This is a genomic window from Vulgatibacter sp. (genome assembly GCF_041687135.1).
GTDB lineage: Bacteria > Myxococcota > Myxococcia > Myxococcales > Vulgatibacteraceae > JAWLCN01.
Genome location: NZ_JAWLCN010000002.1, coordinates 727,970 through 750,581 on the forward strand (window position 1 = coordinate 727,970; position 22,612 = coordinate 750,581).

Genomic DNA, 22,612 nt, shown 5'->3' on the forward strand with positions numbered 1-22,612 from the left:
ACCGGGGCGGCGGGGACGCGCCCCGTGCCTCGCGATGATCCTTGCCCGCTGGCCATTTGCTCGCGGTGTGGCCACCTCAGCGTTGGATTCCATTCGATGGCCCGTCCGACGACCGAACCGAGCGCCGACTTTCTCCCCCTCGCCGCTGGTGGCGAGATGGCCGCGCGGATCCGCGAGCGGGATTGGGCCGACACGCCCCTCGGGCCAATCGAGCGCTGGCCCCGCGCCCTGAAGAACGCGCTCGGGCTCCTCCTCCCCTCGACCTTCCCGATGTTCGTCTGGTGGGGAGAGGAGCGGATCATCCTCTACAACGACGCGTACGCCCTGCTCATCGGCGACAAGCACCCCGGCCATCTGGGAGCCAGGGCGCACGAGGAGTGGGCCGGGATCTGGGACGTGATCGGGCCGCTCGCCGATGCGGTCCTCGTCGAGGGCCGGGCGATCGGCAGCGACAACCTGCCGCTGCTCCTCTTCCGGCGCGGCTACCTCGAGGAGACCTGGTTCGGCTACGCCTACAGCCCGGTGCTGGAGGAGGACGGCACCATCGCCGGCCTCTTCTGCGCCTGCCACGAGACCACCGCCGAGGTCCTCCGCGCCCGGCGCCTCGAGCTCCTTCGCGGACTCGCTGCAGCGTCCGGCGGCGCCACGGAGGAGGAGGCCGCCGCCAACGCGATCGGCGCCCTCGAGCGGGGCAGCGGCGACCTTCCCTTCGCCCTCCTCTATCTGCGCGACGGCGACGAGGCGAAGCTCGCCGCTGCAGCAGGCCGCGTCGCCAGGGCGCTGCGGCCCGAGCGACTCGCCCTCCGGGCGGATGGCGGGCCCTGGCGCCTCGCCGGATTGGCTGCAGGAAGGCTCGAGCGGGTCGAGGGCCTGCGCTCCATCGTGCCACCGTCTGCGCAGACGCCGACGCCTTCGCCGGATGCCGCCTGCATCCTGCCCATCGGCCCCGCTCCCGATGCGGCGCCCACGGCCTTCCTCGTCCTCGGGATCAGCCCCCTCCGATCCTTCGACCAGGAGTACGAGAGCTTCTTCCATCTCGTCTGCAGCCAGGTCGCCACCCACCTCGCGGCGGCGCGAACGCGGGCCACCGAGCGCGAGCGGCTCGAGGCCCTGCGGGCCTGGGCCGAGCGATCCGATCGGGACCGGGCGCAGCTCGAGGCGCTCCTCCTCTCGGTGAGCGAGGGGGTTCTGGTCGTGGACATGGAGGGGCGCCCGGTCCTCGTCAACGAGGCACAGGCGCTGCTGGCGGGCTACGACTCCGCCGCCGAGTTGGAGCGGAACGCCGCCCGCTTCGAGGAGCTCCTCGAGATCCGCGACCTCGACGGCCGCGTCCTCGCCCCGGCGGAGTGGCCGCTCGCCCGCATCCTCCGCGGGGAGACGATCGCGGGGATCGAGCTCTACGCGCGGCGGCGGGACCTCGAGCACGAGGGGATCTACGCGTTCAGCGGCGCGCCGGTCCGCGACGCGGCGGGCGTGCAGACCCTCGCCGTGCTGATCACCCGGGACGTCAGCGCGATCAAACGGGCGGAGCAGGCGATCCGCGAGCGCGAGGCCCACTTCCGCACCCTGGTCGACACGGCGCCGGCGATGCTCTGGATCACCGACGAGGCAGGCGACTGCACCTACCTGAGCAAGCAGTGGTACGAGTACACCGGCAGCGGCCCCGACGAAGACCTGGGCCTCGGCTGGCTCGAGAAGGTCCACCCCGAGGACCGCGAGGCGAGCCGGCGGATCTTCCGCGACGCGCACGAGCGGCAGGTCCCCTTCAGCCTCGACTACCGCATCCGCCGCCGGGACGGTCTCTACCGCTGGGCCATCGATTCGGGCAACCCGCGCTTCGATCCGGCAGGTCGCTTCCGCGGCTTCGTCGGCACGGTCCTCGACGTGAGCGAGCGCAAGCGCGTCGAAGCAGCGCTGCAGGAGAGCGAGGCGCTCTTCCGCCAGATGGCCAACTCGCTGCCGCTGCTCACCTGGATCGCGGACGCGAGCGGCGCGATCTCCTGGTTCAACCAACGCACCTACGAGTTCACCGGGGCGACGTACGAGCTGCTCGCGCACGGGGGCTGGCCCCGCTTCGTCCATCCCGATCACGTCGAACGCGTGAAGGCGAAACTTCGCCAGACCATCGAGTCGGGCGAGCCCTACGAGGACACCTTCGCGATTCGCGGCAGCGCGGGAAGCTGGCGCTGGTTCCTCGGCCGCGCGGTGCCGCTGCGCAACGCGGAGGGGCGAATCGTGCGCTGGTTCGGATCGAATACCGACGTGACCGACGAGATGCGCGCCAGGGAGGAGCTCGCCCTCGCCCTGCAGACCCGGGACGAGTTCCTCTCCATCGCCAGCCACGAGCTCAAGACGCCGATCTCGAGCCTCAAGCTCCGGGCGCAGCTGGTGAAGCGGATGATCGAGCGGGAGGGGGAGCGCGCCCTCGACCCGGCCTGGGTGACGAGGCTCGCGGAGGAGACCGACCGGCAGGCCGATCGCCTCACCCGACTCATCGACGACATGCTCGACATCGCGCGGGTCCGCACCGGCAGGCTCAGCATGGAGCGGGCGCCGCTCGCCCTCGACCGGCTGGTGCGCGAGGTGGTGGAGCGGATGCAGCCCGGGCTCGAATCGGCCGGCACGCCGGTTGAGATCACCGCGCTCGAGCCGATCGAGGGCTGCTGGGATCGCCTTCGGGTGGAGCAGGTGCTCAACAACCTCCTCACCAACGCGCAGCGCTATGGGGAGCGCCGCCCGGTCGACCTCCGGCTCGAACGCCGCGGGGAGCTGGCCCACCTCGTCGTCCGCGACCGCGGCGTCGGTGTCTCCGCGGAGAACCGCCAGCTGATCTTCGAGCGATTCGAGCGTGGGGACACGAGCGCACCTGCAGGTGGCCTGGGGATCGGCCTCTTCATCGCCCGCGAGATCGTCGAGGCCCACGGCGGCAGGATCTGGGTGGAGAGCGAGGGCGTGGGCAGGGGCGCTGCCTTCCACGTCGAGCTGCCGCTCGGAGACGGCGGGCAAGCGTAGGGCGCGTGCCGGGCACCGCTCGTCAGAGGTCGAGCACCATCACGATGGCATCCTCCCCCTCGTCGACGTAGTAGCCCTTGCGCACGCCGACCGCCCGGAAGCCCAGCCCCTCGTAGAGGGCGATGGCGCCGGTGTTGCTTTTGCGGACCTCGAGGGTGGCCAGGGCGAGCTTCTGCCGCCTGCCCCGCTGCAGCAGCTCCTCGAGGAGCGCCCGGGCCACGCCGCGCCGCCGGGCCGGCGGATCCACCGCGACGTTGAGGATGTGGATCTCGTCGTGGACCACCCAGAAGATCACGAAGCCGAGCACCCGCTCCGTTCCGGGCTCGAGCGCGAGCAGGATCGTCGACCAGTCGTGGGTGAGCTCCCGGCGGAAGAGGTCCTCCGACCACGGGTTCTTGAACGCCCGTCGCTCGACCTCCATCACGGGCTCGACGTCGGCAGCCACCATCCGGCGCATCCGCAGCGCGCCGCGCTCGGTCGGGTGCTCGTCGAAGAGGTGGACCTGTCGTCTCAATCCGCCGTCTCCTGCGGAGCGTCTGCAGGCAGATACCAGGGCCGCTTGCCCGACTCCGGCGCCGCGCGGCGATCGCCGCCGAGGTGCACGAGGACCCGCACCTCCGCGCGGCTGCGCAGGTCGGCGACGAGCGCCGCCACCAGCATCTCCCGCTTCTCCCGCTCCAGCTGCGCCCGCAAGCGAGGACGCACCCACTCGTAGGAACTGCCGTCGAATTCGGCACGCCGTGCCTCGAAGGCCCGGCGCACTTCCGCCTCCGAGATGCTCATTCCGAGCCGGAGGCGGGAGCCTACGTAGCCGTCGACCACCACGCGCCTGCGGAAGATGCGGGCGAGGTCCGCCTCGGTCACCTCGTGGCGGAGGAGAAAATCCTCGAGCGCCCCACCTTCGAGTCTCGCCGCGAGGGCCGCGAGCTCCCTCGCCACCGCCTCGGGATCGACCGCCGCCACCTCGAGCTGCTCCGCCTCCGCGAGGAGGAGGTGCTCGGAGACGAGCCAGTCGAGCACCGCGGCCAGCGTGTCCTCGGGCAACGCCTCGCGCACCGCCGCTGCAGCGCCCCGGGAGACGAGGAGCACCCGCGCCTCGAGCTCGAGATCGGAGCGGGTGACGAGGGTGCGCATCCCCCTGCCCCCGCCCGGCGTGATCACCGCCACCACCTGGTCGAGGAGCTCTCCCTGCCCGCCTGGCGCTGCTTCGGACGCACGGACGGCTGCGGGGGCGGCGAGGAGAAGGAGGGCGGCGAGCAGAGGACGCACGGTGCGGATGGTAGGCCGGTAGCAGGAAGCACGGCAACGAACGGGCAGGCGGCCACCCTGTGGCCGGGGGCCACGAAACGCAACGGCTTTCGTTGACCGGATCCACCCTATGGTTACGTTGCGCCCGGTTTGCGCACACCGGGTGGTCGGATGCGCGGCGCGATAGGACGACCATGGCCAACGAACCGGACCTCTACCAGCTCCTCGGCGTCGCCCGCGATGCGTCGGCGGACGAGATCAAGAAGGCCTACCGGCGGCTCGCGCGGAAGTACCACCCCGACGTCAACCCCGGCGACAAGGCCGCCGAGGAGAAGTTCAAGGAGATCAACCAGGCGTTCGAGATCCTCTCGGACGAGAAGAAGCGCCCCCTCTACGACGAGCTGGGCATGGACGCCGCCAAGATCGGCTGGGACCCTGCCAAGGCGGCGGCCTTCCGGCAGTGGCGGAGCGGCGGCGCCGGCGGTGGCGGCGTCCGCTTCGAGGGCTTCGGCGGCGCGGGCCCCGAGGCGGGCTACGACTTCGGCGACATCTTCGGGGACATCTTCGGCGACATCTTCGGAGGCGGCAGGGGGGCCGGCGGCCGCAGGGCCCGCGGTACCTACCCCGAGGTCGGCGACGACGTCGGCGCCCGCATCGACGTCGACCTGGCGGACGTGGTCCGTGGGGCGGAGCGGGAGATCGCGGTGCAGCGGCCGTCGGGTCCGAGCAGGCTCAAGGTGAAGATCCCGGCGGGCCTCGCCGACGGCGGAAAGATCCGGCTCGCAGGCCAGGGCGGCCCCGGCCAGTACGGCGGCCCCCCAGGCGACCTCTACCTCGAGGTGCACGTGCGGCCCCACCCGCTGGTACGCAGGGAGGGCGACGATCTCCACCTCCCGCTCCCGCTCACGGTGGGCGAGGCGGTCGGCGGCGCCACGGTTTCGCTGCCCACCTTCGACGGGAACGTGCAGCTCAAGATCCCGGCGGGAACGCAGAGCGGCAGGAAGCTGCGGCTGCGGGGCAAAGGCGTGCCCCACCTCCGCGGCGGCGGGAGGGGGGATCTCTACGTGGAGGCGCGGGTCGTGGTCCCCGCAGGCCGGGAAGCCGAGGAGGAGGCGCGCCAGCTCGATCGCCTCTACGGCAGGGACGTGCGGGCGGACCTCACCCTGTAGTGCCCGGCGTAGCAACTTGAAGCTGGCGGGGCAGGCGCAATAGCGATAAAGCGCGAAGCCCGTCCCTGCGGCACTGTGGTCGGAAGGAGTGAGCTTTGGGCCTGTTGGACAGCCTCTTCGGCGGATCCCGGGAAGAGCGGGAAGCGAAGCGGATCAGGGAACTCTCGAAGAAGACGCAGGAGAAGTACGGCGACGCCGGTGCCAGGACCCGCGCGCTCGAGCAGCTGCGCGACATCGGCAGCCCGCAGGCGATCGCCGCGCTCCTCCAGCGCTTCACGGTGACCACCGAGCCCGGGATCACCGACGCCGAGGAGAAGGAGTTCACCCTCTCGATCATCACCTCCTTCGGCGACGCCGCCGTGGGCCCGGTGGAGGATTTCATCCGGGGGCAGGACAGCGTCGGCTGGGCGGTCCGCTGCCTCGAGGAGCTGGTGGACGAGGATCGGGTGATCGGCACCCTCACCTCCGTGCTCGACCAGCTCTCTCGGGAGTACGTCCGTGAGCCGGACAAGAAGGTCCTGCTCATCAACCACCTCGCCGACTACAAGGATCCGCGGATCGATCCGGCGGTCTCCGCCTTCCTCGACGATCCCTCCGACGAGGTGCGCGTCGCCGCCCTGCAGACCCTGGTGAAGCAGGGTGATACCGGCGCCCGCGAGGCGATCGTGGCCTGCCTGACCAACGCCGAGGCGCCGCGGGTCCGCACCGCGGCGGCCGGGGCCCTCGCCGACCTCGGCCTGCCGCTCGATGGCGCCAGGGAACAGGTCGCCGCCAGGCTCCCCGCAGGCTACTCCCTCGACGACGCCGGTGTGGTTCGCAGGGCCTGATCGGCGGCGTTGGACACTGAACGGTTGCGCCCCGCCTCGACGGGGCGCACCTGTTTGTTTTTGCACAACTTTTCGCCAGCTCTGTTCGCCACCGAGCGGCGCGCGGGTTTGGCCCATTCCGGCGGTTGACCGTCGGGTTCTCCTCCCGTACAGCCGTCCAAACCGGTTGGGGGGCAGCAGGAGGGCGCGTGGCCACCAAGGATACCCAGACGCCTCGGAGACGGGGCAAGACGACCGAGCAGCCCGCAGCCCGCACGGCACGTCCGCGCCGGAATCCGGGCACTTCGACCAAGCAGGCCGCGGCCGATCCCGGCGCGCTCTTCGCCGAGATCCAGGCGATCCTCGCCGACGCACGGCCCCCGGAGGCGCTGAAGCGCGGTCTCCAGGCGCTGGAGCGCTCCTTCCGGCCCCGTTCCGCCTGGGCGGTGGTCCACGACTCCGCCTTCGACCGGCTCAGCGTCGCCGCCGCCCGCGGACGCGCCGACAGCAGGGTCCAGGCGACAGCGCCCGGCGAGGGGCCGGTGGGCACCGCCTTCTCCGAGGGAAGGGCCGTGATCGATGGCGCCATCGTCGCGGTGCCGATGCGGGCCTTCGGCCGCACCCTGGGCGCGCTGGTGATGCTCGGCGGCAGCTACGGCGGCGAGGACGGCCCCACTGCCGACGAGCTGGCGCGGATGGAGGCGGTGGCCAACGCCTGCGGCGCAGCGAGCGAGGTCGCCCGCACCCGCAACGACGCCGAGCGCCGGGCCCGGGAGCTGGAAGCTGCGGCAGAGCGGCTCCGCGAAGGGGATCGTACCCGCGACGCCCTGCTCTCCCATCTCTCCCACGAGCTCCGCACCCCGCTCACCACGCTCAAGGGCTACCTGGCGATGGCGCTCAAGGGGAAGCTCGGCGAGATGACGCCGAAGCAGGTGAACGCGCTGGCGGTCTGCGACCGCAACACCGATCGGCTCCTCCGGCTGATCAACGACCTGCTCCTCACCGCCCGGCTCCAGGCCGGCAAGATGACCCTCGACCCGAAGCCGCTGGGCCTGCGCTCTGTGCTGGCGGAGGCGGTCGACTACCTGCGCTCCGACGCGGAGGCCTCCCAGGTCCTCATCGACACCAGGGTGCAGACGGGCGAGGTCTTCGTCCGCGGCAACCGCGACCGGCTGATCGAAGCCTTCATGCACCTGCTCGAGCGCGGCCTGCGCGGCAAGCGCGACGGCCACCGGATCGAAGTGCGCGTGGCGCCCCGGGGCCGCGTCGGCGCGGTGGACGTGGTCCTCGGCGGCGTGCAGGTGCCGCCCGACCAGCTCGAGAACCTCTTCGAGGTCTTCCGGGTCGAGGGCGGCTCGCCCAACATCGGCCTCTCGATCGCCCGGCAGGTCTTCGAGCTCCACGGCGGCCACCTCGACGCGGAGCAGACCGACGAGGGGCTCGTCTTCCACGTGGCGCTCCCGCTCTTCGCCGGCGTGGTCACCGCTCCCTCCGAGCGGCCGGCGCCGCGGCAGGGCGAGGTGGTCATCGTCGAGGACGACGCCGATTGCCGGAACGGCCTCATCGAATATCTCACCGCAGAGGACTACGCGGTGCGCGCCTACGCCGACGGCCGCGAGGCCCTCGAGCGGATCCAGGAGGTCCCGCCGGCGCTGGTCCTCCTCGACCTGCGCATCCCCGGCGTCGACGGCGCTGCCCTGGTCAAGAAGGTGCGCGAGGGGAGTCGCGGCCAGCACACGCCGATCTTCGTGATCTCGGGCGCGATCGATGCCGGCGCCGGCACCGATCAGGCCTGGGGCGAGCGGGTGGACGGCGTCTTCGAGAAGCCGATCAACTTCCCCTACCTCGTCGAGCGCGTGCGGGAATTCGTCGCGCCGGGGGAAGGCGAAGAGCGCGTCTGAACCAACGGAGCAGGCGGCGGGGTTCCGGGTCTGCCGGAACCTCGCGTCTCCGCTGAAGAAACGCGCTTGCCGGCGGAGCCCGCGGGCAGCCATCCTATCGCCACGTGATGACGCCGGATGCCGCAGAGAAGTCCCGCCCCGCCGCAGCGGGGATGCATACCCGCTACGGCCCGCTGCTACGCTGGCTCTTCCGCCGCTTCTTCGAACCGGTCCACTTTCCGGAGGAGGCGCAGGTCGAGCTCGAGGAGCTCGCCCGCAAGGGGACGCTCGTCTACGTGATGCGCTCGGCGGGCATCCTCAACTTCCTCTATTTCAACTGGGCCTACGCCCGCCGCGGCCTGCCCCTCGCCAGCTCCGTTCTCGGACTCTCCACGTGGCTGGTCCGGCCCTTCGCCGCCCTCTTCCGCCGCCGCCCCACCCCGCCCTGCGAGGACGTGGTCGAAGCGGTGGCCCACGGTGAGGCGGCGATGGTCTTCCTCCGCAGGCCCGCGGTGCTGCAGGCCCACGGCGCCGCCACCGACGATCCCTTCGCCGGCCTGGTCGCGCTGCAGCGCAAACAACAGCGGCCGATCTACGTCGTGCCGCAGCTCCTCATCTTCAAGCGCGCGCCGGTGCGGCTCCGGCCCGGCGTCGCCGACACCGTCCTCGGCTCCGCCGAGGTGCCGGGACGCATCCACGCCTTCGTCTCCTTCCTCTTCAACCACCGCCGCTCCTTCGTGAAGATCGGCAAGCCGATCGATCTCCGGGCGGTGCTCGAGCTCGATGCTGCGGCCACCGACGAGCGCATCGCCCGCAAGGTTCGCGGCGCGCTGGCGGTCGGCCTCGCCAGGGAGCTCCGGGCGGTGGTCGGCCCGCCGCTCAAGGACGCGAGTCGCCTCGTCGAGGAGACGCTGCGAGACCGCATCCTCCGCGCCGAGCTCTCCGAGGTGGCGGCGGAGCGGAGGATCTCCGAGGTTCAGGTGATCGAGGAGGCACGGCGCGCGTTGCACGAGATATCCGCCCGCTATTCGCCCGCGTGGATCGACGGCGCCAACGCGGTGGCGCGCTGGGTCTTCCACCGGATCTACGACGGCATCAACGTCGACGAGGAGGGGCTGCGCCGGGCGGCGGAGGCGAGCAAGAAGGCGCCGCTGGTGATCTGCCCCACCCACCGCAGCCACGTGGACTACCTGCTGGTGAGCCACGTGCTCCTCGAGCGCGGGATCATGCCGCCTTTGGTGGCTGCAGGCGCCAACCTCTCCTTCTTTCCGATCGGCCCGATCTTCCGCAGGGGCGGCGCCTTCTTCATCCGGCGCAGCTTCAAGGGCGACAAGGTCTACGGCGCCTCGCTCTCCGCCTACGTCCGCAAGATCGCCCGGGACGGCTACACCCAGGAGTTCTACCCGGAGGGCGGGCGCACCCGGACCGGCCGGATCCTCCAGCCGAAATACGGGCTGATCGGCATGGAGATCGACGCCTGGATCGCCGGCGCCCGCGACGACCTCCACTTCGTGCCGGTGGCGATCGACTACGCCAAGCTGATCGAGGCGCGCTCCTACGCCAGGGAGATGGCCGGCGGCGAGAAGAAGAAGGAGGACATCAAGGGGCTGCTCAAGGCGCCCGCGGTCCTCCGCTCCCGGTGGGGACAGGTCCACCTCCAGGTCGACACGCCCATCTCGCTCGCGGCCTTCGCCGCCTCCCGCGGCTTCGACCCGCACCGCCACAGCGAGGAGGAGAAACGCGATCTCGTCCGCGCCCTCGCCCACCGGATCGCCTACGGCATGGGCCGGGTGCAGACCATCACCTCCACCGCCCTCGCCGCTGCAGCGCTCCTCGGCCACCACCGCAGGAGCTGCTCGAGCAGGGAGCTCGCGGCGCGGATCGAGTTGATGCGCCGCCTCGCCAGGGCCCGGGGCGCCCGCTTCTCCCGCCTGGTTAACGAGTCGCCCAGCGATCCGCAGGCGCCCGGCGCCATGCACGAGGCGATCGCGGGCTTCGCCGGCGACAAGCAGGTGTCCGTCCGCCAGGTGGACGGAGAGACCTTCTACCAGGTGCAGGAGGACGCCCGGAGCTTCCTCGCCTTCTACAAGAACAACATCCTCCACCACTTCGAGGAGGAGGCGATCCTCGCCGCGGCGCTCCTCTCCTTCCCCGGGAACGCGGCGCCGATGGCCGAGCTGCTGCCGCGGGTGGAGTTCCTCTCCCGGCTCCTCAAGCGCGAGCTCTCCTACCGGGCGCTGCCCCTCGAGCAGATCGTCCACCGCACGGTGGAGCTCCTCGACGGCATGGGCCTCGTCGAAGGGCGCGAGCACGAGGAGGTGCGGGCGCTGCCGGAGGCCCTGGAGGACCTGGGCTTTCTGCGGAACCTGCTCGGCGACGTGATCGAGAGCTACCAGGTGGCGGTGGGATCCCTCGACGTGCTCGAGGCGGGGCCGCTCGAGCGCAAGGAGCTCGTCCGCAAGAGCCTGGAGCACGGCAGGCGGGTCTACCTCGCCGGCAGGGTGCAGTGCGCCGAGGCGATCTCGCGCCCCACCTTCGAGAAGGCGATCAGCTGGATGCAGGACGAGGGCTACTTGAACGGCGCCGACGAGAAGCGGCTCGAGCTCGGGGAGCGCTTCGCGAGCCAGGAGGAGCGCGCCAGCTTCGGCAGGGAGATCGGCCGGTTCCTGGCGCCGCCGCCAACCTGAGCCAGGGAGGCGCGCTCAGGCAGCGGCTGCAGGGCGCAGCCGCAGCCGCCGGCTCGCCCGACGCGCCTGGTAGCGCTCCACCGCGCGCAGGGTGAGGTGGTAGCCGAAGACGGCGATGGGGATGCCGACGAGCACGCCGCCCACCCCGAGGCAGAGCGCGATCTGCAGGGCGAAGGGGCCCGCGGCACCGAGCTCCGCCAGCGAGAGCCCGGGCATCGGCATGTCGAGCGCCACGCTGGGGAGGAGCAGGCGGACCACCGGCTTGCCCACGAACCAGGCGATCCCGTAGAGCCCCGCAGCCGTCACCGGGTTGGTGAGCCACACGCCGGAGAGCGCAGCCACCCGGGAGAGCCGCACGCCGCAGGCCCGCCGGAGCACCTCGACGAGGAGGAGCGCCACCGGCATCTGCAGCACCGGCATCATCGAGACGAAGAGGCCGAGGGCCATGCCTCCCGCCACCTGGCGCGGGGCCCCGGGGCTGCGGAGCAGCCGCACGTAGCCCTGGCGGAGTTTCTTGCGGAGGGTGGTGGCGAGCGCGCGAATGGACCCCATCGAACCCCGGCTGGTTGGGGGGACCTGCTCCGTGCAGGCCCCGTGTGCACCTCCTCCGAACCACGAGAGGCGGTGCGCCGTTCCCGGCAGCCGACGGCAGGTTGTGCAGCAAGGAGGGGAGCGGCCAGCCGCCGCTTGGGGTTCAGGCGGCGCGGAGATCGCTGCCCTGGCCGCGGGCGGCGGCGAGGCGCATGCGCCGCTCCCCCTTGCGGGCCTGGTAGCGGTGCACCGCCTGGAGGGTGAGCTTGTAACCAGCCACCGCCACCGGGATCCCAAAGAGGATGCCGCCGATGGTGAGGCCGCAGAGGAGCTCGAGGGCAAAGGGGCCGGCGGCAGCGAGATCGCTCACCGAGAGGGTGACGCCCTCGCTGGCGATCTGGTGGGAGGGGAGCAGGAGCCGCGCGACCGGCCTGCCGGCGAGCCAGCAGAGGCCGTAGATGGGAGCGGCAGTCACCGGGTTGGTGAGCCAGACGCCAGCGGCGGCGGCGAGCCGCGAGAGGCGGATCCGGAAGACGCGGCGCAGGAGCTCGGCGAGGAGGATGGCCAGGGGCATCTGCACGCCCATCACCGGCAGCATCGCCACGAAGAGGCCCAGGGCCACGCCACCGGCGATCTCCCGCGGAGCACCGGGGCTCTTGAGGAGGCGGACGTAGCCCTGCCGGGCTTTTTTGCGGAGACGTGCGAAGGTGCGGCCCATCATCGACATGCAAAGAACCTCGGCTGCCAGCCCGGGCGGCGCGAGAGTAGCGGCCTTCGGCCCGCCAATCCAGCCCCGGGTTTCGAGGCTCCAACCACCGAGCGGGTCCGCCGCCTTCCGCGGAAAGCCCGTTCGCCCTGTGTGAGGGGCGGGAGAGGGGCCGAATCCGTTTCCGCGGAAAGCGGCCCAGCCCCGGCTGGGGCCCGAATTCGTTTCCGCGGAAAGCAGATCCGCCGGCGGTCAGCCCTCGCCGCGAACCAGGGCGCGGGCGCGCCGCCAGGTCGAGGCCCGGGCGACCACCACCCCCTCCGGGAGGCGCCGCTTCAGCGCTGCAGCCACCGCCAGGGAGGTCACGGTGAGGGGCAAGGCGGCGATGAGGTCGATGCCGTAATGGAAGCGGCCCGCCAGGGTACCGATAATCAGGCAGACGATCACGGGCAGCACCGCCCAGAAGAACTTCCGCTCCTCCTTCCACGCATAGCCGAGCACGAGCAGGGAGATGCCCGTGTGGCCCGAGGGGAAGCAGTCGCGGGCGAGCGGCGAGTCCCGGAACATGAGGTCGAGCTGGTTGGCGAACCACATCCCCGGCACCGGCCCGTCGAAGTAGGCGGCCTGGAAGTAGCGGGGGCCCATCGCCGGGACGAGGGCGTAGAACGCGTAGTTCACCGCGTAGAAGAACATCAGTGCGGTCACCCACTCGTCGAACTGGACTTCCTTGCGCTTGAACCAGAGCACGAGCCCCAGCAACGCCGGCCAGACGAAGTAGGTGGTGTAGGCCCCGAGGAAGAGGTCGAAGGCCCACAGGGGCAGGTTCCGGTCGAGCCAGATCGACGGCTGCAAGCCGAAGACCTGCTGGTCCAGGCGCACGAGCCAATCGTCGGCGATCGGCAGGTTCACCGCGTCGAGGACCGGGTTCAGATGGAGGTAGAGGCCGACGATGTAGACGATCGGCCCGAAATCCGCGACGAAGCGCAGGAGCCGGTTCTCCGGGAGCTGCGCCTGGAGCGCCCGGAGGAGGAGCGGCGCCACGGCCACCGCCCCGAAGACCAGGGCGGCAGGCCACCAGCCGTCCACCCGCTCGTGGTTCCAGAGCAGAATGGTGAAGCCCAGCGCGCCCGCAATCACGGCGATCAGCTCGCCCGACCGGATCGCCAGACCCTCGGCCTGCGCCAGGCTCGTACTGGGAACTGTGACCTCTCGCTCCATCGATCCCTCGAACCGCCTTCCCCCGTCGTTCCCACGGGAGGATGCAAACGCGAAGCCACCCGGGTCCATTACAGGGCGCTGAGCTTCTAGTCCGCAGGTACCGAGCCGTCAAGATAGCCCGGCACCCTTCCGCCGCCGGCCCTCCAAGGGTGGAGGTGGGGCAGCGGTGTCGCAAACTGCGCATCTGCGTAAGCTCTTCCCTTCCCGTGCGTAGAGACCTTCGCAGCGCACGTCGGTGCGCAATGCCGCAGTGCGCCACCGACCAGCCGGGCGGTAGGCCATCGAGTTGACATTTCGGGAGGCCGCCGGTATCTCCGCCCCCATTCCGAGGGTCAGGACGGGGGGTCTCTCGGTCGAGCTGCCGTCGGGTAGCGGAGGGCCAGCATGGCCGGCGACGTTTTCAAGAAAGCGTACGATTGGCGGGAGTTGCGGGTGGCCAAGGCCACCGGCCTCTACCCCTACTTCAAGCCCATCGACCAGACCGATGGCACCGAGGTCAACGTCGGTGGCCGCCATGTGATCATGGTCGGCTCCAACAACTACCTCGGCCTGAGCATGGACCCGCGGGTCAAGGAAGCAGCGGCCAAGGCCGTCGAGAAGTACGGCACCTCCTGCTCCGGCTCCCGCCTGCTCAACGGCACCCTCGATCTCCACGAGGAGCTCGAGGCGAAGCTGGCTGCCTTCCTGGGCAAGGAGATGGCGCTCTGCTTCTCCACCGGCTTCACCACCAACCTCGGCGCCCTCTCCGCCCTGCTGGAGCGGAAGGACTACGTCTTCTCGGACAGGCTCAACCACGCCTCGATCCTCGAAGGCATCCGCTCGTCGTTCGGTGAGCACAAGCGCTACCGCCACAACGACATGGCGGACCTCGAGCGCCTGATGTCCAACGCGCCCCCCGAGGCCGGCAAGCTCATCGTCACCGACGGCGTCTTCTCGATGGAAGGCGACCTCGCCGACCTGCGCTCGATCATCGAGCTCAAGAAGAAGTACGGCGCCCGCGTCATGGTCGACGAGGCCCACGGCCTCGGCGTCATGGGCGCCAACGGCCGCGGCCTCAGCGAGCACCTCGGCGTCGAAGACGACGTCGATCTCGTGATGGGCACCTTCTCCAAGTCCTTCGGTTCGCTCGGCGGCGTGCTCGCCGGCCCGAAGGAGGTCATCGAGTGGGTCAAGCACAAGGCCCGCGCCATGGTCTTCCAGGCCTCGATGACGCCCGCCTCGGTGGCGGCCGCCCTCGCCTCGCTCGAGATCATCAAGAGCGAGCCCGAGCGCCGGCAGCGGCTGATGCGCGTGGCCAACAAGATGCGGAACGGCTTCCGCATGCTCGGCTACGAAGTCACCATGAGCGAGAGCCCGGTGGTGCCGGTCTTCATCGGCGACCAGATCAAGTGCTTCCGCCTCTGGACCGCGCTCTACGAGAACGGCGTCTTCGCCAACCCCGTGATTCCGCCTGCGGTGGAGCCGGGCCACGCGCTGATGCGCACCTCGTACATCGCCACCCACACCGACGAGCAGCTCAACCGCGTGCTCGAGCAGTTCGAGGTGCTGGGCAAGAAGTACAAGGTGATCCCGCAGGACGCGCCCAGCGTCGCCGACGTGATCGCCAAGGTCGGTTCGGTGGACGATCTCACCATCGACACCAACCGCTACGTCCCCACCGACGCGGGCAACGCCGCCTGGGCGAACAAGAAGGGCAACGGCGCCCGCACCCCCGCCGACCTCGCCAAGAAGGTCTTCGATCTGGTGGAGACCGCCACCTGGCGCGCCGCCAATCTCCAGGTCCCGACCCGCGAGCAGGTCAACAAGGTGGTCCAGGAACGGATCGGCGACATCACCGGCGCCGCGATCGAGCGGGGCTACAAGCTGATGGAGCTCGCGAACAAGGCCCGCGGCACCAAGCGGATGACCTGGGACGATTGATCCGGGCCCGGTTCCGATCGATCGATTGCGATTGCGATTGCGATTGCACACGGGCGCCCTTCGTCGGCGCCCGTGGCGTTTGAGGCTCGCCGCGACCCGGCGAGCGAAGGGGCAGCGATGGCAGAGCCCGCAGAGAAGCTGGAAACCGTAGAGCCCGCAGCGCGCGCCACCGGTCCGAAGGCCGGCAACGTGCAGATCGAGCGGGTCACCACCGCCAGGCAGCGCGACGAGTTTCTCGAGCTGCCCTACCGCATCTACGCCGGCGATCCGAATTGGGTGCCGCCGCTCCTCATGGAGCGCCGCGACTTCCTCGATCCGGCGAAGAACCCCTTCTTCAAGCACGCGACCACCGAGCTCTTCCTCGCGCGCAAGGACGGCAAGCTCGTGGGCCGGATCGCGACCTGCGAGGACCGGAACTACAACGCCTTCCACGACGCCAGCATCGGGTTCTTCGGCTTCTACGAGGCGTTGGACGACGACGAGGTGGCCCACGCGCTCTTCGCGGCTGCCCGCTCCTGGATCCGCGGCCGCGGCCTCGCGAAGATGGAAGGGCCGGCGAACTTCACCTCGAACCACGACCTCGGCCTGCTCGTCGACGGCTTCGACAGCCCGCCGGTCGTGATGATGACCTACAACCCGCGCTACTACATCCGCCACTTCGAGGAGGTCCTCGGCCTCCCGAAGTCGAAGGATCTCTACGCGTGGTGGCTCTCCGCCCACGTCGATCCGCCGGACCGCGTGGTCCGCATCGCGGAGAAGGTGCGGGCGAAGGAGGGCGTCGTCGTCCGCCCGGTGAACCTCAAGGACTTCGCCAACGAGGCGCGCCGGATCAAGGAGATCTACAACGCCGCCTGGGAGAAGAACTGGGGCTTCGTCCCCTTCACCGAGGAGGAGTTCGACCACGCCGCCAAGGACATGAAGCAGATCGCCGTCGCCGATCTGGTGCTCATGGCCGAGGTGCAGGGCGAGCCGGTGGCCTTCTCGATGACCCTCCCGGACATGAACCAGGCGCTGCTCCACGTGGGCGGCAGGCTCACCACCTTCGGCGTGCCGGTGGGCCTCGCCAAGCTGCTCTGGCACTCCCGCAAGATCGATCAGCTCCGGCTGATCACCCTGGGGATCAAGGAGAAGTACCGGAAGCGCGGCCTCGACGCGATCCTCTACCTCGACACCCTGCGCGCCGCGCGCAAGCTCGGCTACAAGGGCGGCGAGATCAGCTGGACCCTCGAGGACAACGTGCTCGTGAACCGCGCCATCGAGATGATGGGCGGCAAGCGCTACAAGACCTACCGGATGTACGAGGCGGAAGTCTGATGAAGGTCCTGCTCACCGGCGGCACCGGCTTCGTCGGCCCCGTCGTCGCGAAATCCCTCGCCGCCCGCGGCCACGAGATCCGCGCGCTCGTGCGGCGCACGTCGAACAAGGCAGGCCTCGAGGCGGTGGGCGGCGTGGAGTTCGCCTACGGCGACGTCTGCGACGCCGACTCGCTCCCCGCAGCCCTCGAGGGCGTCGACGCGGTGATGCACGTGGCGGCGGTGACCAAGGGGCTCACCCGCGACGACTACTTCCGCGTGAACCACTTCGGCACGAGGCAGCTCGCCGAGGCCGCGGTGGCCGCAGGGGTCCCGCGCTTCGTGCATTGCTCCACCCTCGCGGTCGCGGGGCCGATGCCCCACGGGCGCCCGTCCCTCGAAGAGGACGAGTGCAAGCCGGTCTCGCTCTACGGCACCTCGAAGCTCGCGGGCGAGGAGGCGGTGCGGCGCCACGCCGACAAGCTCCACCTCACCATCGTGCGCCCGCCGATCGTCTACGGCCCCAGGGACCGGGACTTCTTCGAGGTCTTCAAGATGGGCGCCCTCGGCGTCGGCCTGAAGATCGGCCTCGTGGGCAGCAAGCGCTATTCGATCATCCACGTCGACGATCTCGGCGAGGTGCTCGCCGTGGCGCTGGAGAAGGGCAGGCGCGTCGCCGGCCTGCAGGGCGGCGAGGGCGTCTACCACGTCTCGGATGGCGGCCTCTACACCTGGGAGGAGCTGATCCGCCAGGCAGGCGCCGCCCTCGGCCGCAAGAACACCGTGGTGCTGCCGGTGCCGGAGTCGCTCTCCTGGCCCGCCGGCCTGTGGGGCTCGCTCGCCGGCCGCCTGAGCGGCAAGCCGCAGATCGTGAACCTCGACAAGGTTCGCGAGAGCGCCGGTCCCGGCTGGGCCTGCTCCATCGACCGGGCCCGCAGCGAGCTCGGCTGGGAGCCCGGCGTCCCGCTGGAGAAGGGGCTGGCGGAGACCGCCGCCTGGTACCGCGAGAACCGCTGGATCAAGTAGGCCGGGCCTCAGTGGCCGTGTTGCACCGGCAGGAGGACCACGAAGTTGAGGCGCAGCCTCCACTCCGGTCCTCCCGCCGGCGTCGCCGCGTACCAGCCGGCGCCGCCCTGGATCGAGAAGGGGAACGGACCGAGCTTCGCCAGCTTGCTCACCAGGGCGCTGACGGGGACGGTCCAGCCCTGCCCTTCTTCGGCCTCCCAGTCGAAAGTCGATTCGCTCTGCACCGTGAAGGTCACCGCGCCGCCGGTGGTGCAGGCCACGAAGGGCTGCAGGAAGGTCTGGTTCACGTCGCGCCGGTGGACCTCGCCGGTATCGGCGAAGGACCAGAGGTGGTTGGCCAGCGCGCCGGCGGTCCAGGGACCTGCCTGGACGAGGAACACGCCGGTCGGCCCGGCGGACCACGTACCGGAGTTGAGGAGCGGATCGTTGCCGGTGGGAAGCCCCAGCACCGGCCCGACCCCCCAGATCACCTTCCCCTTCGCCGGAGAGAAGAAGGCCGAGGCGACGATGTCGCCGGTGCCGAAGGTCGCCGGCGATCCCTCGGCGATCCCCGGGGGCTGCGCCACGAAGGGCAGGATCCAGCGGAGGATGAGGTTCCAGTCCTCGCCGAGGGAGAGCGGGATCACCGGCTGCACGTTGAGCACGAAGCGCAGATCCTCGTTCTCCCCCACCCCGTTCTCCCAGTTGAACTGGAAGGGGATGCTGACCAGATCGGCGACGGGGTTGGTCAGCTGCTGCGCGAGCGCCTGCGCCTCCTCCGGCTGATCCGCCGGATGCGCTCCGCCCTCCGCCTGCTGGGCCGGGGCCGGAGCAGGAAGAGCGCAGAGCAGCGCGCCCACGGGCGGACCGGCCCACCAAGCTCGCATTCGATGCCCCCTCGGCAGGGAGAATGCCCGCCGGCGGCATAGCTTTGCAGCGGTCCGGTGATCCGCCAGCACCTGCCCGGTGCGCCCACCCGGGGAAAAGAAACGAGCCCGGCCCCCTGTGCGGGAACCGGGCTCGAATCCGCCTCGACGACGCCGCGGCTACTTCTTGCCGGCGAAGATGTCCATCACGTCCTGGAGGAGCTTCACGGCCTCGTCGTGCGGACGCTGGAAGGCGTTACGGCCCATGATCGAGCCGAAGCCGCCGCCGTCGCGGATCTGGCGGACCTCGTCGAGGAGCGCCGCGGTCTCCTTGGCCTCGCCGCCGGAGAAGATCACCATGCGCTTGCCGTTGAAGCAGCTCTGCACCACGTGGCGGATGCGGTCGGCCATGGTGGCGGTGGGGATGTTGAACTTCTCGAAGACCTTCTTGGCCTCCGGCTGCTCGATGAAGTCACCGGGCGGCTTCACCTTCACGATGTGGGCGCCGAGCTGGCAGGCGACGTGGGCCGCGTAGGCGACGATGTCGGCAGCGGTCTCGCCCTGCTTCGACATGCCGGCGCCACGGGGGTAGGCCCAGAGCACGGTGGGAAGGCCGACGCTCTTCGCCTCGAGGATCAGCTCGCGGATCTCCTCGTACATCGTCTTCCGGTCCTGCGAGCCCGGGTAGATCGTGAAGCCGATCGCCGAGCAGCCGAGACGGAGCGCGTCCTCCACCGAGCCGGTGAGCGCGGAGATGGGGTTCTCCATCTTCGCCATGGTGTCGGAGTTGTTGAGCTTGAGGATGAGCGGGACCTCGCCGAGGTACTTGCCGGCGGCGAGCTCCAGGGCGCCGAGCGGCGCGGCGTAGGCGTTGCAGCCCGCGTCGAGGGCGAGCTGGTAGTGGTACTCGGGATCGTAGCCCGCCGGGTTCTGCGCGAAGGAGCGCGCGGGGCCGTGCTCGAAGCCCTGGTCCACCGGGAGGATGACCATCTTGCCGGTGCCGGCGATGCGGCCGGTCATCATCATCCGCGACATGTTGGAGAGAACGCCCGGGTTCTCCGAGGGGTACCACGAGAGGATCTGCTTCACCTGATCCGTCAGACGCATCGCTTTCTCCGTAACGGTGGCCGGCGCGCGCCCGCTGGGGCGCCTCGCACGTATCCGAATTCCATCCGGCCGACCGGCAAAATGGTGGCCGTCACATAGACCGTCCCACCTACGGGGGCAAGGCAGAGCTGCACCTCTTCGTCGCCTGGGCGACGGCTCCCGACCGGGGCACAATCGGCCGGTCGGGGGATGGAAAGCGCCCGCCGACCGGCAGCGGCGCCGCTACCCCACCGCCTGCTCCTTGCCGCCCTGCTCCTCGTCGGCGCCGCCGCCTGTGGCGCCGACGCCAGCGACGACGTGCTCGCAGCCGACCCCTTCACCGCAGCGATCCCCGGCGAGCAGATGCTCGCCCTCGCAGCGGCGGAGGACGGCAGCGTCACCCAGGGCCTCGGCGCCGACGCCAACGACGTCGCGTCCCTCGGCCGCGCGACGATGCGGCGCCTCGACGATCTACGTGGCGACACCCACGCCGCGATCCGCCGCCTCGTCGCCGGCGCGACCCCCACCGAGATCACCCGGGGCAACCTCACCTGCAGGGTGTGGGAAGCCGACGCCACGCAGCTCCACTGGCAGCTCGTCTCCTGCCGGGTCGACGCCCGCCGCGACCGCTACGGCTTCGTGCTGCGCGGCAGGCCGCTCGCATCCACCGCCGAGGCAGACGACCTGCCCGTCTTCGCCGGCGAAGGCGCCCGCCTCCCGGACTTCGACGGCGCCCGCCGCGGCGCCGGCCGGGTGGGCTACAACTTCGACCACCTCGCCACCCTCACCGGCGTCGACGCCGGTGGCCAGCTCGGCCTCGGCTACCGCGTGGCGGGCCGCGCCCGGCAGCTCCTCCTCGGCCTGCGCGATGTCCACGGCCCGGACGCCACCGAGGCCACCACCGCCCTCTTCCGCTTCGGCCAGGTGCTGGGCGTGGGCGGCCGCTTCGTCTTCCTCGCCGGCGACGATTTCCTCACCCGTGACGCAGGCGACGAGCTGGTGCAGGGGCAGGACGGCATCGACGAGCTCGCCCGGGTGGCGATGGCCTGGAACGCCGCAGGCGCCGCCCGCACCCTGGCGACCGCCTGCGGCGGCACCGTCGGCGAGGGGAGCTGCGTCCACGTGGCGCAATGCTGGACCGCAGGCGGCGACGCCACCCACGCCGAGGTGAGCGTCGACGCGCCTGTGTGGAACGAGACCGCCTGCCCCGCCCTCACCGTGGAGGAGGTGCCCGGCGACGAGGCCCCCGGCAGCGAGAACGACGAGAGCGGCGCCCCGGTGATTGAGGAGCCGGCCCCCTCCGACGAGGAGTAATCGGGCGATCCGGACATCTTCGCGAAGGGGCTGCACGGGCGAGCGTGCGGCCCCTTGGCTTTTGCGCCGGGATGCTGCTACCTACGGGCCCTCGCTAGCAAAGGAGCGGCGCGGTGAAGCTCGTCATCAACGGGGAAGAGCAGGAAGTTCCGGAGGCGATCCACGTGGCGGGATTGCTCGACTTCCTCGGCGTCCCCCGCGAACGCGTCGCCGTCGAGGTCAACCTCGCGGTGGTCAAGCGGGCGGACCACGACAAGCACCTCCTTGCACCAGGCGATCAGGTCGAAGTGGTCGCTTTCGTCGGCGGCGGCTGAAAGCGCGCGCAGCCCGACGACCCCACCCTCTGCTCTTCACCTCGACGAGGTTCCCATGTCCGAAGCACTCCGGATCGGCGACCACACCTTCACCTCGCGCCTCTTCACCGGCACCGGGAAATACAAGGACTTCCCCACCATGAAGGCGGCGCTCGAGGCCTCCGGCAGCGAGATCGTCACCGTGGCGGTCCGCCGCCTCGACCTCTCCGCGAAGGGCGAGGAGAGCCTCCTCCACTGGATCCCCGAGGGGATGAAGCTGCTGCCCAACACCGCCGGCTGCTTCAACGCCGAGGACGCGATCCGCACCAGCCGCCTCGCCCGCGAGCTCTGGGGCACCGACCTCATCAAGCTCGAGGTCCTCTCCGATCCCAAGACGCTCCTCCCCGACGCCGAGGAGACGATCAAGGCGGCGAAGGTGCTGGCGGCGGAGGGCTTCACCGTCCTGCCCTACACCAACGACGATCCGGTCGCCGCCCGCAAACTCGAGGACGCAGGCTGCGCCGCGGTGATGCCGCTCGGTGCGCCGATCGGATCGGGCCTCGGGGTCCGCAACCCCTACAACATCGTGATCCTCCGCGAGCAGGTGAAGGTGCCCGTGCTGGTCGACGCCGGCGTGGGCACCGCCAGCGACGTCGCGATCGCGATGGAGCTGGGCTGCGACGCCGTGCTCCTCAACACCGCCATCGCCGGCGCGAAGGATCCGGTGCGCATGGCGCGGGCGATGAAGGCAGCCTGCGAGGCGGGCCGCGATGCGTTCCTCGCCGGCCGCATCCCGAAGAAGCTCTACGGCAACGCCTCCTCGCCGATCGAAGGAACGATCGCGAGCGCCCGCTGATCGGCCATCGCTTCGCAGCCATGGACTTCCGGCTCTACCTGATCACCGATCGGCGCCTCGTCGCCGATCTGCCGGGGGCGATCGATCGTGCCCTCGCCGGCATTCCCCGCGGCACCGCCGCGGTGCTGCTCCGCGAGAAGGATCTCGGCGCACGGGCGCTGCACGAGCTGGCGCTCGCCTGCCGCGCGGTCTGTGACCGCCGGGGCGCGAAGCTCTTCCTCTCCGATCGCGCGGACGTCGCCATCGCCGCCGGCGCTGCCGGCGTGCACCTCACCGGCGGATCCATCGATCCTGCCGACGTGCGCGCGCTCGCGCCCGGGCTGCTCGTCGGCGCGAGCTGCCACACGGAGGCGGAGATCGCGGCACGGTCGGATGCGGATTTCGCGCTCTACAGCCCGATCTTCCCCTCGCCCGGCAAAGGGCCGGCGATCGGGCTCGATGCGCTCCGCAGCGCCGCAGCCTGCGGCCTGCCGCTCTTCGCCCTTGGGGGCGTCGACGCCGCGAATGCGGCCGCCTGCATCGAGGCGGGGGCCCATGGCATCGCTGGGATCCGCGGCTGGCTGGCGGCGCCAGATCCCGCCGCGGCGACGGAGCAACTGCTCCAAACGGTGCTTTCCGCCACGTCCGCTGCCTTCCCACAGGGTGGATCGCCACCCCCGATGACCCGGCCCCGAACGCTCTGTTAGCGTCGGTGCCCTCGCAGCGGAAACGAAGTCGGCGCGA

The 22,612-nt window shown here is 70.7% G+C and carries 19 protein-coding genes; 12 read left to right on the forward strand and 7 right to left on the reverse strand.

From position 1 onward, the window contains the following. Positions 1-96 precede the first annotated feature (96 nt). Positions 97-3,012, forward strand: a complete 2,916-nt coding sequence (locus tag ACESMR_RS07015) for a PAS domain S-box protein (protein ID WP_373046261.1) — start codon at positions 97-99, stop codon at positions 3,010-3,012. Positions 3,013-3,034: 22 nt separating this feature from the next. Here the strand turns inward: ACESMR_RS07015 and rimI are convergent, their stop codons facing one another. Then, entirely contained in the window at positions 3,035-3,469 is a 435-nt protein-coding gene (gene rimI / locus ACESMR_RS07020; RefSeq protein ID WP_373046419.1) for a ribosomal protein S18-alanine N-acetyltransferase, read from the reverse strand. A gap of 53 nt (positions 3,470-3,522) precedes the next feature. After that, positions 3,523-4,281 carry a hypothetical protein gene (locus ACESMR_RS07025; protein WP_373046263.1) on the reverse strand — a complete coding sequence of 253 codons (759 nt, stop codon included), beginning with the start codon at positions 4,279-4,281 and terminating at the stop codon, positions 3,523-3,525. A gap of 173 nt (positions 4,282-4,454) precedes the next feature. Between ACESMR_RS07025 and ACESMR_RS07030 the strand changes: the two genes are divergently transcribed. The 4 genes from ACESMR_RS07030 (at position 4,455) to ACESMR_RS07045 (ending at position 10,802) form a co-directional block, all read left to right on the forward strand. Continuing rightward, a complete protein-coding gene (locus ACESMR_RS07030; RefSeq protein WP_373046264.1) occupies positions 4,455-5,429 on the forward strand; it encodes a DnaJ C-terminal domain-containing protein in 975 nt (324 codons plus the stop codon). A 95-nt stretch (positions 5,430-5,524) separates the two neighbouring features. Beyond that, a complete protein-coding gene (locus ACESMR_RS07035) occupies positions 5,525-6,256 on the forward strand; it encodes a HEAT repeat domain-containing protein (protein WP_373046266.1) in 732 nt (243 codons plus the stop codon). A gap of 188 nt (positions 6,257-6,444) precedes the next feature. Further along, entirely contained in the window at positions 6,445-8,136 is a 1,692-nt protein-coding gene (locus ACESMR_RS07040) for a response regulator (RefSeq protein ID WP_373046268.1), read from the forward strand. Positions 8,137-8,288: 152 nt separating this feature from the next. Beyond that, a complete protein-coding gene (locus tag ACESMR_RS07045; RefSeq protein ID WP_373046270.1) occupies positions 8,289-10,802 on the forward strand; it encodes a 1-acyl-sn-glycerol-3-phosphate acyltransferase in 2,514 nt (837 codons plus the stop codon). Positions 10,803-10,817: 15 nt separating this feature from the next. Here the strand turns inward: ACESMR_RS07045 and ACESMR_RS07050 are convergent, their stop codons facing one another. From ACESMR_RS07050 to ACESMR_RS07060, 3 genes are all read right to left on the reverse strand, one after another. Beyond that, positions 10,818-11,354, reverse strand: coding sequence for a DUF2062 domain-containing protein (locus ACESMR_RS07050; RefSeq protein WP_373046272.1), 537 nt, complete (start codon positions 11,352-11,354; stop codon positions 10,818-10,820). A gap of 142 nt (positions 11,355-11,496) precedes the next feature. Beyond that, on the reverse strand, positions 11,497-12,060 hold the full coding sequence (locus tag ACESMR_RS07055) for a DUF2062 domain-containing protein (RefSeq protein WP_373046274.1): 564 nt from the start codon (positions 12,058-12,060) through the stop codon (positions 11,497-11,499). Between the two features lie 231 nt (positions 12,061-12,291). After that, positions 12,292-13,257 (reverse strand): phosphatase PAP2 family protein, encoded by a 966-nt coding sequence (locus ACESMR_RS07060; RefSeq protein ID WP_373046276.1) that lies wholly within the window; start codon positions 13,255-13,257, stop codon positions 12,292-12,294. A gap of 384 nt (positions 13,258-13,641) precedes the next feature. Between ACESMR_RS07060 and ACESMR_RS07065 the strand changes: the two genes are divergently transcribed. The 3 genes from ACESMR_RS07065 (at position 13,642) to ACESMR_RS07075 (ending at position 17,495) form a co-directional block, all read left to right on the forward strand. Beyond that, positions 13,642-15,177, forward strand: coding sequence for an aminotransferase class I/II-fold pyridoxal phosphate-dependent enzyme (locus ACESMR_RS07065; protein WP_373046278.1), 1,536 nt, complete (start codon positions 13,642-13,644; stop codon positions 15,175-15,177). 117 nt (positions 15,178-15,294) lie between these two features. Next, positions 15,295-16,491 (forward strand): N-acetyltransferase, encoded by a 1,197-nt coding sequence (locus tag ACESMR_RS07070; RefSeq protein WP_373046279.1) that lies wholly within the window; start codon positions 15,295-15,297, stop codon positions 16,489-16,491. Then, on the forward strand, positions 16,491-17,495 hold the full coding sequence (locus tag ACESMR_RS07075; protein ID WP_373046281.1) for an NAD-dependent epimerase/dehydratase family protein: 1,005 nt from the start codon (positions 16,491-16,493) through the stop codon (positions 17,493-17,495). The genes ACESMR_RS07070 and ACESMR_RS07075 overlap by 1 nt, the downstream gene beginning before the upstream one ends. Before the next feature lie 8 nt (positions 17,496-17,503). Here ACESMR_RS07075 and ACESMR_RS07080 read toward each other — a convergent pair whose 3' ends face one another. Continuing rightward, on the reverse strand, positions 17,504-18,361 hold the full coding sequence (locus ACESMR_RS07080) for a neuromedin U (RefSeq protein ID WP_373046283.1): 858 nt from the start codon (positions 18,359-18,361) through the stop codon (positions 17,504-17,506). A 159-nt stretch (positions 18,362-18,520) separates the two neighbouring features. Next, positions 18,521-19,447: a class I fructose-bisphosphate aldolase gene (locus ACESMR_RS07085; protein WP_373046285.1), complete on the reverse strand. Its 927-nt coding sequence runs from the start codon at positions 19,445-19,447 to the stop codon at positions 18,521-18,523. Between the two features lie 189 nt (positions 19,448-19,636). On the opposite strand from ACESMR_RS07085, the gene ACESMR_RS07090 reads away from it, so the two are divergent. The 4 genes from ACESMR_RS07090 to ACESMR_RS07105 all read left to right on the forward strand — a co-directional run bounded on the left by ACESMR_RS07090 (position 19,637) and on the right by ACESMR_RS07105 (position 22,575). After that, complete coding sequence (locus ACESMR_RS07090) at positions 19,637-20,740, forward strand: hypothetical protein (RefSeq protein ID WP_373046287.1); 1,104 nt, start codon at positions 19,637-19,639, stop codon at positions 20,738-20,740. A 113-nt stretch (positions 20,741-20,853) separates the two neighbouring features. After that, the gene (thiS, locus tag ACESMR_RS07095) at positions 20,854-21,054 is read left to right on the forward strand and encodes a sulfur carrier protein ThiS (protein ID WP_373046289.1); all 201 of its coding nucleotides are present in this window, start codon (positions 20,854-20,856) and stop codon (positions 21,052-21,054) included. A gap of 55 nt (positions 21,055-21,109) precedes the next feature. Then, positions 21,110-21,889 (forward strand): thiazole synthase, encoded by a 780-nt coding sequence (locus ACESMR_RS07100; protein ID WP_373046291.1) that lies wholly within the window; start codon positions 21,110-21,112, stop codon positions 21,887-21,889. 20 nt (positions 21,890-21,909) lie between these two features. Next, entirely contained in the window at positions 21,910-22,575 is a 666-nt protein-coding gene (locus ACESMR_RS07105) for a thiamine phosphate synthase (protein ID WP_373046293.1), read from the forward strand. Positions 22,576-22,612: the final 37 nt, after the last annotated feature.